Source organism: Zavarzinella formosa DSM 19928 (assembly GCF_000255705.1).
GTDB classification, from domain to species: Bacteria; Planctomycetota; Planctomycetia; order Gemmatales; family Gemmataceae; genus Zavarzinella; species Zavarzinella formosa.
In genome coordinates this window covers 194,735-204,977 of sequence record NZ_JH636451.1, presented here as the reverse complement: position 1 = coordinate 204,977, position 10,243 = coordinate 194,735, and the positions used below count along the sequence as shown (strand labels likewise).

11 protein-coding genes are annotated in these 10,243 nt (G+C 60.9%); 6 read left to right on the top strand and 5 right to left on the bottom strand.

Going from position 1 to position 10,243, the window contains the following annotated elements; all coding sequences use genetic code 11:
* The 5 genes from BGIM_RS55680 to BGIM_RS0143505 all read left to right on the top strand — a co-directional run.
* Positions 1 to 832, top strand: an 832-nt coding sequence (locus BGIM_RS55680) for an IS630 family transposase (protein WP_202947398.1), incomplete at its 5' end; no start/stop codon positions are given.
* Positions 833 to 1,290: 458 nt separating this feature from the next.
* A complete protein-coding gene (locus BGIM_RS0143520) occupies positions 1,291 to 1,938 on the top strand; it encodes a hypothetical protein (protein ID WP_157369874.1) in 648 nt (215 codons plus the stop codon).
* Positions 1,935 to 2,174 (top strand): hypothetical protein, encoded by a 240-nt coding sequence (locus BGIM_RS0143515; protein WP_020475864.1) that lies wholly within the window; start codon positions 1,935 to 1,937, stop codon positions 2,172 to 2,174. Before BGIM_RS0143520 ends, BGIM_RS0143515 begins: the two co-directional genes overlap by 4 nt.
* A gap of 9 nt (positions 2,175 to 2,183) precedes the next feature.
* Entirely contained in the window at positions 2,184 to 2,510 is a 327-nt protein-coding gene (locus BGIM_RS0143510) for a hypothetical protein (protein ID WP_020475863.1), read from the top strand.
* Between the two features lie 41 nt (positions 2,511 to 2,551).
* On the top strand, positions 2,552 to 4,441 hold the full coding sequence (locus BGIM_RS0143505; protein ID WP_020475862.1) for a hypothetical protein: 1,890 nt from the start codon (positions 2,552 to 2,554) through the stop codon (positions 4,439 to 4,441).
* A gap of 7 nt (positions 4,442 to 4,448) precedes the next feature.
* Here BGIM_RS0143505 and BGIM_RS67615 read toward each other — a convergent pair whose 3' ends face one another.
* On the bottom strand, positions 4,449 to 4,658 hold the full coding sequence (locus BGIM_RS67615) for a hypothetical protein (RefSeq protein WP_238537830.1): 210 nt from the start codon (positions 4,656 to 4,658) through the stop codon (positions 4,449 to 4,451).
* Between BGIM_RS67615 and BGIM_RS68535 the strand changes: the two genes are divergently transcribed.
* Positions 4,587 to 4,823, top strand: coding sequence for a JAB domain-containing protein (locus BGIM_RS68535; RefSeq protein WP_072022321.1), 237 nt, complete (start codon positions 4,587 to 4,589; stop codon positions 4,821 to 4,823). The two genes, BGIM_RS67615 and BGIM_RS68535, sit on opposite strands and share 72 nt — an antisense overlap.
* Before the next feature lie 364 nt (positions 4,824 to 5,187).
* Here the strand turns inward: BGIM_RS68535 and BGIM_RS59380 are convergent, their stop codons facing one another.
* The 4 genes from BGIM_RS59380 to BGIM_RS59370 are packed head-to-tail and all read right to left on the bottom strand — an operon-like array spanning position 5,188 to position 10,236.
* Positions 5,188 to 5,718, bottom strand: coding sequence for a Mov34/MPN/PAD-1 family protein (locus BGIM_RS59380; RefSeq protein WP_020475860.1), 531 nt, complete (start codon positions 5,716 to 5,718; stop codon positions 5,188 to 5,190).
* Positions 5,715 to 7,526, bottom strand: a complete 1,812-nt coding sequence (locus BGIM_RS59375; RefSeq protein ID WP_020475859.1) for a HesA/MoeB/ThiF family protein — start codon at positions 7,524 to 7,526, stop codon at positions 5,715 to 5,717. Before BGIM_RS59375 ends, BGIM_RS59380 begins: the two co-directional genes overlap by 4 nt.
* Positions 7,523 to 8,680, bottom strand: a complete 1,158-nt coding sequence (locus BGIM_RS0143485; protein ID WP_020475858.1) for an SMODS domain-containing nucleotidyltransferase — start codon at positions 8,678 to 8,680, stop codon at positions 7,523 to 7,525. Before BGIM_RS0143485 ends, BGIM_RS59375 begins: the two co-directional genes overlap by 4 nt.
* 17 nt (positions 8,681 to 8,697) lie before the next feature.
* The gene (locus tag BGIM_RS59370; RefSeq protein ID WP_020475857.1) at positions 8,698 to 10,236 is read right to left on the bottom strand and encodes an SAVED domain-containing protein; all 1,539 of its coding nucleotides are present in this window, start codon (positions 10,234 to 10,236) and stop codon (positions 8,698 to 8,700) included.
* Positions 10,237 to 10,243: the final 7 nt, after the last annotated feature.

The following is a 10,243-nucleotide window of genomic DNA, read 5'->3' as shown; positions in this document are numbered from 1 at the left end:
CACGGCCGCGTTCACCCCCGAGCCGCCCGGCCCCGAACCGGACCACGCCCGCCGGGAGCGGGTCACCGGGCGGTTGTCCGAACTCCTTGGTCAAGACCGCATTTGGACCAGTCGGCAACTCGCCGAGGCCCTCCGTCCCGACGGCGTGGCCATCGGCCATCGTCAGGTCCGTCGGTACTTGGGCCTGTTGAAGGCCGGATACCGGCGGACCGCCCGGACCGGCGGCCACAAGCAAGACCCGAAGAAGGTCGAACGGGCCGGCCGGGTTCTCGACGGATTTAAAAAAAAAGCGGACGCCGGCCGGTTGAGGCTGTTTTACCTCGACGAATGCGGGTTCAGTCCCTCCCTGCCGACCGGATACTCGTGGCCGCTTCCCAAGCAACGCAAACGGGTGAAATACGAATACCCGCAGGGCCGGCGGGTCAACGCCCTGGCGACCTATGAGCCGTTCGCCCCGCTTCCGGATCTGACCGCCGTCCCGTTTGAGCGGACGCTGACCGCCGACGACCTGGTTCAATATCTCCGGAACCTGCCGGCGGCCACCGTCCCCCGCGTCGTGGTTCTGGACAATGCCGGCATCCACACGAGCAAGGTGATGAAAGCCGCCCGGCCGGAACTGGCGAAACAGGGCGTTTATCTCTATTACCTGCCGGCTTACAGCCCCGAACTCAACCGCATCGAACCCGTGTTCAAACAGGTCAAGCATCACGAGATGCCCGTCCGCAGTTTCACCACCAAGGCCGAATTGAAACAGGCCGTCGAGGACGGCTTTGAACGCTACCGCCATCGACTCCGGTCAAAATGTTACAAAGAACCCCGGCTAGCTGCTTAGCGTAGGAACCGCCACGTACACCGCGACGGGCGTGTACCTGCTTCTCATCTCCAACGTGATTTTCCCCTGATCCATGCCGTTGAAACCTACCTTCATCTATTTCCCCGACGTCACCCAGTTTGGTTCGACCAGCTCGCTGACACTTAACGCGAGCACGACCCGTGTTGCGTGCGTGTTTCAAGTCCCCAAGACCGGGACCATCACACACATTGGCTTCCGAACGGAGACGGTTTCATCCTCGCAGACGATCCGTGTTGCCCTCCATAGCGGCGACGCGGCGACGGGCGATCCCTCGGGCAGCAACTACGGCGGCAGCGTGGCCGGCACGCAGGCTTCGCCGGCTTCAAACACCAATTGCGAGGGGGGCCCTGGCGACCCCGGCGGCGGCCGTGCAGGGGAATTTCATCGCCATCGTCCTGGACTGGCCCGGAACGGCAGGGACTGTCCAAATCCGTTTCATGGACTCGTTCCTCACGGAGCACTTCCCTTACGGCGACACGTTCGTCTCCCCGACTTGGACCAAGCAGGCGTTGATCGGGCAGTTCTCCGTCAAATACTCGGATGGATCGTACCCGTATTGCATGCTCATGGCCCCCGGCACAATCCAGGAAGACCCGATCACCACCGCCACCACCCCGGACGAGCGCTCGCTCAAATTCAAGTTCCCCTTTCCTGCCCGCATTGTCGGCGTTTGTGTTCGAAACGGGCGTGGGGGCAACGACACCGCCAACGTAGATTATGTGCTGTACAACTTGAGCAACACCATTCTGGCCTCGTTGAATTACGACGCCACCTACTATCAGAACCAATTCACCAAATACCTTCGGTTATTCTTTCCGACCCCGCCAGTGGTGAATGCCAACACTTGGCTCCGCCTGTCCATCAAGCCAGCCACCACGACCAACAACTGGTTCTGGCACATCAACAACGTGCCCTCAGTGGCCGCGATGGACTGCATGCCGGACGGGCGGGACATGCACATGTCCACCCGGACGGACGGGGGGGCTTGGACGGATTCCACCACCAGCCGACCGTTCATCGCGTTGATGATCGACCGCCTACACGACGGCCAGGTGTCCGACATTATTCGCATCCCCGCCGCATGACGCGCGAATCTAAGCTCACCGCCATCCGAAAGAAACTGGGCACTACTCGCGTTAGCCTGCCGCAACTCCTGCGGACGTTCGCCGCGAAGACGGGGATCAAGGCAGAAGATGCCTCGCAGCTGCTGCGCACCGGATACCCCGGCGTCGGCGGCCCGCTCCGGTGGGATTTTGCTGCGGACGACTTGGCCGACCAGTCGGACGAGAGCGTCGATTCGATTGAGCGGATTGTGGCATAGAATGGGCCGGTGCCTACCCTGTACGACGACATCACCGCCTACGACAACAAGAACGTCACCTACGATGGGACGATCCATGTTGGCCGTTTCGACCTCTCCGTGTTCATTCAACCGGGGAAGAGGCCCCGGTTGACCGACAGGGATGAGGAAGACGGGCCGGAACCGCACGGGACGTTGACGAAAAGGTGGAACCGTAGGAGTGGCGGGCTAGAGTTTTACAAGACATTTAAGGTCATGGCGTACTCCTGCAAAATAGGGGACGTGGCCTTTAAATTGGTCAATCTGAAAAATCCTTACAAGAATCCGGTTCATCTGTCAGACTTTGATTTTCACTGATATTGATCAGTAATATTTTGCGGCAAGCTACGGAGAAAGCAATGTCTGTCGATCAGCAGTCCGCACGCGACTGGTTGCGAAGTATTTGGGAGCGTTTGATTCATGAAAAAATCGAAGAATCCATAAAAAATGTTCAACAGACAGGTTCGGCTACTGATATCGCTAATCGTCTTTGGGTGTCATTATCCGTTGATGACCTTGTTCGGCTGGATTCATCTGACGTGGCGCTATTGTATTGTTGCACTCCTGCAAAACATGAGGAAATATCTCAAGAACTGCGAGAGCAATTGTTCAGAGCCGCTTCAGATAGAGTGCCTCCTGCCCTTAAGGAAAACAAGCACAGCAAGGGTGGAAATCTAAAAACTCTCATTAATCAAGAACTTAAAACTACAGATCTAGCGCGGTTCATCGACTTGGCGTTTGCTGAGCAAGATCGATATGATTTCACTCGACCCGACGAATTACGCGAATTGGTACTGTGCTGTCTGTCCGGTCTCGCTGCCAAACAACTTGAAGGCTTGACCCCGGTGGACGATGAGACCGAACCAAAGCGTCGATTAAAAGCCTTGACCGCCCTAGCCACACCAGGCGGCGACCGGGTTGCTCGCAATGCGCTGATCAAAGGGCTTTCGAAAGGAAATACTGCCGCATTTCCATACGTTCTCAAGTACGTTGGTGGCTCGCCCCTCCAAAGCTCGCTCAATTTCTATGGTAATCCGCAACCGACATTCGACGGGTTCACTACCCCCCTAGTCGCTAAATTTCGCGGGGCCGAGCATGTCCGAGAATGTCTTCGGCGTTACGCGGCCCGAGAGGGGGTGCTTTCCCGGTTTATGCCTGCGGACGGCCCCATCGCAAAGAGCCTTGCCAAAGCTTTTGATCAACTCCCAAAGTATCTTCCACGGAAACAGGGAGGCATTTTAATGCCGAAGGAGATCGCGCTGGAGGAAAGCCGGCGCGATCGATTTCGAATACCGGATGGGATTGCCTGTGCATTGGGCATGGCGACACTGACCGAATCACTGCTCCGTCAGGTCGCAATGGTAAACGGTTGGGGCGGTGGGATGAACAGTCGAGGCGGTGCGATCGTCAAACAGGTTGTGAATAACATGAAGTTGGAAGGCGACACGGCAGAAGGACTGCAAGTAATCTTTGATCAACGCAGCCTCTCGCTCCGCGATGCAATGGCTCACGCTGCCTTTTTTGCAGATGATGAAAAGAGGGTGGACGTGGTTGTGGGTGGCATGAGTCAGACGTTCGCCGCGTTGGTGCGCGACCTCGATGCCAACGGAATTCTGGCTGGTGCCTTGACCGCCCGGCTCTGGGACGCGGGGATTGCTTTGGACACAGATCATGCATCTTTAATTGATGAACAGTACCAGCCGGGCCTCAACATTGTGGACCAATTGAGAGATGACGACGCCCGCGAGCATGTTTTCAAAGTTCTTGAGGCAGCGACCCCGGACAAAAGATTGCTTGGTTCTGCAGGGTTTCTTCTTTGGATTTCAGGGCAACGAGACGAGCATGCCGGGGAGGCGTTCGATGCCACTCAGCAGTTTGCGGCACTATTCGGTTCATTGCTGACGCTCGAAGAATTATTGCGCGCACTGTATGAAATTAACGGACAGAGCGTTCTGCGAGCAACGCCAGTCAATTCGGCCATGCGGTGTCATTTAGCCATGCTGGATGACAATGTAGGAGAGCTTTTGGAGCCGGCACGTCTGAACGAACTATTTCGATATTACGGGATTGAAGAAAAGGCAGCTAAAAGTTTCATGGCAATTAAGGCCGTTCGCGATCATGCTTTTCATGGGCATTGGGCCGGACTTTCACAGCCTTGGGCGCGGTATACACACCTTGCCGTCAAACTGATTTTCTTACTGTGCTCGATTGCACATTTCGGACCTTCCAAGTCTAAGCCTGTGCTTTAAAGACTGACTATCCCTTCTTCCCCGGCGGCGACCACCCCTTCACCTCAATCCCCGTGACCGCATCCCCGACCCGAACGGACTCCCGCCGACCGAGGGTGAGGTCTCGGTGAAGAGATTCCAGTTTATTCCCTGTGATCTCCACCTTGTGCTTCCCGTCCTCGGTCTCGAACACGAACGAGACGCCAATGCTCGGGTTGTACCGGAATCTTCCAAGCACGGCAACCACCCGTCGGGTTCGCTCAACCCGTCGAAGATCGACATCGATACGACGCGGCGCATTGCGGCGGGTGCGCAGGCGGTAGGGTTAAAGTTCCTCGACCACATCATCGTGGGGCGGGATGATTCGTTTAGCATGGCGCGGGCGGGGTTACTCGACGCGTAGGTTTTGAGGGGCACTCGGGGTGCGGTTACGGCCCCGGGCGTTCCGGTTGCGAGGTGGAGATGGTGGCGGATGGGGTGGGGAGTGCGTGACCACACTCCTGTACTGGCTTTCGGTTACCGCGTCGCGGAACGTTCCGCCCAGGCAGGCATCCCCCGTTGCCGTCGGTCGCTGCTTGCGGTGCTCACCCGTGGCTGGCACCGCGAGCGGCGGCCGATGGTGACGGGCAACCCTTGGCGGATTTCACTGGGCATCCTTCAGAGCCGGAAGGGAGCTGGCTTGCGGTGCTCTCGTTGATGGGCGAACTGGCCGCCGAGTCGAAGGTGGAGTCGTCAGCGTTCCTTAACGCAAATTGCGTCTGTGTCGCTCAACCAGCGGTGTCGACTGACGGTAATGCAGACGACGCGACGAAAGGATCATCGCAGGCGAAGAGCTCCTTGTGGAGCCCGTCTCGTGGCGACACAAATGCTCTGTAGCGATAGCCTCTCGCACTATCCCCGCCGACGATGAGCATGAGCGGTTCGGGGCAATGGTATCCGGAAGAGGACGCGATTTCTCGCATCTGGTCGATGTCCGTTTCGCTCGGGTCGGGTGCCGCGGAAGGATGGAAGTGCCACTCGCCCAAGTAATACTGCTTTTTCTTCCACAATTTCCCCAGCCATTCGCCGGCTCCACGCACACCGCGAGCGAACCAAGTCCGGCCCGCCCGCGAATCGGCGGGCGGCCCCGAGACTTCGGTCACTTCGGCAACTGACAGGTTGTGAGTGTAGCACCCGGCGACTATTCCGCCAGTTTCAAACGCGCCGGCGGATCGACATTTTCCGAGGAGTGCCTCAACCTGGGCGGCCCCGAGCCTCAGAGCGAATTTCCCGTCCTCGGACCGAAAGAAGAGAGTCATGCTCCTCTCCTTGTCCCACCAGCCGCGCGATGAGAAGCCTCCTCTGCCGTTTCGAGCCGCTCCACGACCGCCAGCACAGGTTCAGCGGGCTTTTCGGTTACCGTCCGCTCGACGTGTCGAATCGAAGCGGCGGCGAGTTGCCATACGTCGTCCGCACGGGCAGGAAAGACGGGATTCCAGCATCCCGTACCCTCCCACGGTTGTGTGTCGCCTGCACCGTCCGCGATGTCACGACGGAGCCAAGGGGAAACGAGTTCTTGAAACCTGGCGTGAGGGAAGGAGCGTGCGTGGGCCGAAAAGGAGTACAGTCTTCTCGTCCCGAGCCCGATCGAGAGGGAGATGAAAGTCCGGTTCCCCGGCCACGGAAAGCGCGCGAGCGAGTCGAGGACGGTGTCCTCGCCGGTACAGTCGAGAACGACATCGCACGCGAGGACTTTCTCGCACGCAGTTTGGTCGCGCGGCGGGAACCTCTCTTCGAACGCTTCCACCCGGACGTCGGTCAAGAGTGAGTTTAGACGCGTGGCCACCGCTTTCGCCTTACTCTGGCCGACGTCGGCGAGCGTGAGGGTGTGCCGAACGAGATTCCCGACTGCGAGCAGTTCGTCGTCGAGAATCGTCACACATCGCACGCCCGCGCGAACGAGTAGTTCCGCGACAGCGGACCCGAGTGCCCCCGCTCCGATAAGAAGAACGTGTGCCTGTCGCATATGCTGCCCCAGTTTACCGCGAGTCGAGATTTCCTCGAAGTGCCAGTTCTGAGTGGGTAGCCACTCGATCACGGCGTCGTCCCGAAAGCTGTGACGCCGGTCCCGCACCCAGAACCCGAGCCGATTGGGCCGAAACCCGCGGGGGACGCCGTCGCGGCTTAAAGGCGGCAGAGCTGCTACCTGCCAGTGAAGCTGGGACGTTGCGTCGCCGAAGAGTTTCGGAATGCGGAAGCCCAGGGCGAATAGGTGTCGCTGTCCGTCTCGCATCCGATTCAGTAGGGCAGAAAGCACCTCGTCGAGCCGGAACCCGCGAGTCCCGAGAACGCGCCGAAGCTCTCCCCACGTAAGCGGTGCCTGCCACGGCGGGAGAACCGGGACGCCGTCCGCCACGACCCACAGCCCTTGCGACTTAAGATCGTAGAACCGGTCCTGCGGCCAGCTCGATGGCGAAACGACGGCACCCCCGGAGTTCCGAAAGCTCCCGAGGAGATGCACTCGCTCGTTCCCGGGCAGCGCGCCGATGTCCATGAAGCCGAAGGGCTTTTTCACAAGGTCGATCCACTTCGAATCGCCCGGACTCGCTTGAAATGCGACAATTTCGCCTTTGGTGTTTGTGATGAATTTCGGGAGCTCGAAGGGCTCACCGGGAAGCATCAACTCGTTTCGTGCCGCGGCCTCGAGCCAAAGAAGAGCGCGCCGGACGTGCCACCTGAGCCGGGCATCGGGTGTGTACGGCTCGCGGTCGTAGCCAACCCTTCCGAACACCTTCGCTGGCGTCCGAAGGCAAAGGTCCCCTTCGCGCCACCGGAATATCGAATCGTGCCAGCCGTTGTAGTCTTGGTGGGGGAACGTAACGGTGATCCCGTTCTCAACCGCAGGGTAGATTTCGAGCTTCCCCCACGGGTACCGCTCTTCCGCGTGCACGTACCATTCTGTGGTACGCGGCACGTCGGCCGAGCCGTCCCCGGAAAGCGTGAGCCGGAGCGGGAGAATGAACACCCCCGCCTCATGGTGCCACGCCCATTCACCGAGAACAGAGCAGCCCTCCACGCCGTCCAGCACGCGTGCGGCAGTGAGCAGTTGGTCGCTCGGGTCGTTCACGCAAATCGCCCCCCGGTGACGGTGGAGACCGTCGTGCGCCGCGAGAAGCCGCCTTGGCCTGAACCACCGCCACCGCCCGAGTCATCGTCATCGTTGTCAGGGGGCGGCGGGAACCTGTCGCCGAAAAGCTCGCGCCATGCCGCTACGCTTCGAGAGAGGCTTGTTTCGTTGAGGGCTCGTCGTGCGATGGCGGCGGCCGCGACCACTTGCTCGTAGAACAGTGCGAAATCTGACGCCGCCACGCGCTTCAGGACGTCGTGTTGCGGGACCCCGTGGTCGGGCAGGTACGGTTTCATGTTGAGCCGGATGTAGACCCCGTACGCGGCCTGAACGTTCTCGAGCGTCTGCGTCACGCCTTCCGCTGCCGAGCTGATACCGTCGGGGCAGTTTTGCCCGATGATGTGCTCGACCGGGTAGCCCTTCGGGTACTGGGGAGTCGGGTGGTTCACCCGCCGCCACCACTTCAGCGCCTTCACGACGTTGACGTAGTGCCCGTTGCACCTCGCGTTCTTGTTCCAGGTCCACCGGATCTGCTCCAAGGGGTGTGCGGGCACCCATTCCTTGACGTCGCGGTCGGGAATGTAGAGCGGCTCCAGTTTCCACTCCGGGTCCTGTCGAACAGCTTCCGCGAACGACTGCGAGTAGTGAACCGCGCGGTCGCCGCCCAGACTGAGCCACCAGGGCATGGCGCTCGCGTTCGTGACCCCGTCGGGAGTTTCGTCGTCGGCCAAACTAGCCTTTGCCAGCACCCCGTACTCGCTCACGGAGGGGGCCGCCGTCGGCACGATGTCGAGGTCGACGTAGCCGAGCTTGATGCCGAACGAGCGCCCTTGGGGCTCCCACTTACCGGCGTAGTGTTCCTCCAGAAACGGCTCGAACAGTTTGAGCGCGTCCTCGGGGTTTCGGTATTCGCTGCGGTCGAGCTTGGTGACCACGATGACGTCGACGTCCGCTCGCTTGTCGTCCTTCGGTCGAACGGCCGTCGCCCGCCGGTAGCTCCCCTGGAGAAACGTGTTCACGATGATCGGCGCGAGCGTGTCGTCGTCCATCAACCGGTTGCGGAGCGTCATGTGCCCCGTCCTGCAGTCGCTGACCTGGTTCGGGGTCAGGCGGACCTTCGAGAGGAACTGGTTGAAGTAGGTCGGAACATTCATGCTGGGCTCCACGGTTATCAGGTTAATGGCAGGGTGAGTGAAGGCTGGTAGGCCCCGAGCGTCCCGGCTTCGGGGTCGAACTCGTAGAGGGCGATGGGGCCGAGCATTCTGGAGAGCTGGCCGAGGTAAAACTGCAGACTGTTCGGCGCGGAAACGAAGAGGTGAAGCGGTTGCCCCCCAGTCGCCGCACTCCGGCTGCCGCGCGCGATACGGACCACCTCCTCCGCGATCGCGAAGGCGTGACTACCGTCGCGGACCGAGAGTTGACTCGCACCCGACGGCGGCCGGCAGTGGATGACGCGACCCACCGAAGGAAGGTGCTCGCTCACGTAGTGAGCCACGTCCGCGCTGGCGTCGTGCGTCAGGCTGACCGAGAGGGCGATGGCCGGGCCCCCGGTATTCCCGGCCACCTCTTCGACGGCGAGGCGCGGAGCAGGCGGTACGCCGTTCGACGCGCCCGCCTCCCAGACCGTCATTCCACCCGCACGCTTTTGAACGAGTCGCACCCGCGAGCCGGACTTGGTGTCGAGGCACGCACCGCAGAAAAACGCGATGGTTCCGTGCGTGTCGAGGTGGAGGAGATACTCGCCACCAGGCGTGGTAACGCGGGCCAGAAACGACCGCACCTCGGCAGCGACACCCGTCGACCAGTAGTGCCCGGCGCGAAGTGCACGGTAGTCGAAGTGGGGGACGAGGCAGAGGAGTTCCTCCGTCACGTCCTCAAGGTGTTCGGCCCGGCGGATGAAACTCCGGACGCCGATGGGCTTGCCCGGGTTGCTGCTCGGCTGACACCCGACCCAGAGTCCGTCGCCGTGACACACGCTCTGAAGCTCGTCGCGGGTGAACTCGCGGCGACCCTCGCCGTGTAATTTGCGAATCAGGTCGTCGTAGGGGTTCGCGAGCGCGCTCGCGTCGAGCGGCTTGAACCCCCGCGCGCCGAGTTCGGTGTTCAGCCTGTCCCGCAGCTGATCGAGCGTCCCGTGGTTGGCGAGAAATCGGAGGGGGGCAAGGACGGCGCGGAGTTCGTCGTCGCTGGACAACCCGAGGTGCTTGCGCCAGGCTTTACGAATCCTCCCCATCTTGCTTCCGTCCTTGGTGCTGTCGAATAGCTTGTCCAGCCGGACCTCCCCGGACCGGTTGCTGACGAACTGCCCGAGCGGGTCGCCACTCGCGATCGGCCACGGGGTGACGATGGTGAACCGCGCCCGGATTCCGGCGGTCGCGGATTTGGCAACCGCGTCACGCAACCGCTCCAGAATCGAAACGCTCGTACCCCCAAAGTCTTCGGGCGTGTGCAGGGCTTCCCAAGTCAGCGCGCCCGCGCTCACGACGTGGTACTTGACTTGGAAATAATCTCTGGTGATGTGGCCACCGCGGCCGTCGGGCACCGGCACCGAGTACCAGAGCACCACGTCGTCAAACGCCTTATGCGCGCTGACCTCGAAGCCCACGCGCTCGACCTTGTGGTGAGGGGCGAACAGCCGCACCGCTTCCACCCAGAAGCAGCGCGCCTGATAGTCATCACCCTGTTGCCGGGCCAGCACTGCGGTCGACATTCACTTC

Bases quoted from the DNA above. Each gene is read 5' to 3' on its own strand.
- BGIM_RS59380 (WP_020475860.1), bottom strand. From the start codon at position 5,718: ATGACTCTCTTCTTTCGGTCCGAGGACGGGAAATTCGCTCTGAGGCTC.
- BGIM_RS0143520 (WP_157369874.1), top strand. From the start codon at position 1,291: ATGGACTCGTTCCTCACGGAGCACTTCCCTTACGGCGACACGTTCGTC.
- BGIM_RS0143515 (WP_020475864.1), top strand. From the start codon at position 1,935: ATGACGCGCGAATCTAAGCTCACCGCCATCCGAAAGAAACTGGGCACT.
- BGIM_RS0143505 (WP_020475862.1), top strand. From the start codon at position 2,552: ATGTCTGTCGATCAGCAGTCCGCACGCGACTGGTTGCGAAGTATTTGG.
- BGIM_RS0143485 (WP_020475858.1), bottom strand. From the start codon at position 8,680: ATGAATGTTCCGACCTACTTCAACCAGTTCCTCTCGAAGGTCCGCCTG.
- BGIM_RS59370 (WP_020475857.1), bottom strand. From the start codon at position 10,236: ATGTCGACCGCAGTGCTGGCCCGGCAACAGGGTGATGACTATCAGGCG.